The organism is Saccharothrix sp. ST-888, from assembly GCF_000955975.1.
Classification (GTDB): domain Bacteria; phylum Actinomycetota; class Actinomycetes; order Streptomycetales; family Streptomycetaceae; genus Kitasatospora.
This window is the reverse complement of record NZ_JYJF01000410.1, coordinates 1-401: the sequence shown is the minus strand read 5'-3', so window position 1 is coordinate 401 and position 401 is coordinate 1. Positions and strand designations below refer to the sequence as shown.

Below are 401 nucleotides of genomic sequence, written 5' to 3'. Positions count from 1 at the left end.
GTGGGTGGAGAGCACCTCGCCGCTGGCGGCGTCGGTGACCAGCTGCTGGCGGCTCGGGGTGCCGTCGGCGCGCATGCCCTCGACGGTCGTCCGGTAGGCGAGGCGCGGGGTGCCGGAGGCGGCCCAGACGACCAGCTCGGCCTTGCCGGTGCTGCCGACCTCCTTGAGGGCCGCGCTGTCCTCGTCCTTGGTGATGCCCACGGTGGCCTGCACCGCGCCGGTCGCGTTGGCGGCGGCCTTGGCGGCGGAGAGCTTCGGGGTGAGGCTGGGCAGGGCGAGCTTGCCCTCGACGGCGCGGTCCGCGGACTGGATCCTGCCCTTGGCGTCCTGGTGCACGACCAGGTCGCCGCCGAGCACCGGCAGGCCGCCGAGGGTGCGCTCGTAGCGCAGGTGGCGGGTGC

At 75.6% G+C, this 401-nt stretch carries 1 pseudogene; it reads right to left on the bottom strand.

From position 1 onward, the window contains the following. Positions 1 to 401, bottom strand: a pseudogene (locus UK12_RS33320) (hypothetical protein); the annotation flags it as partial.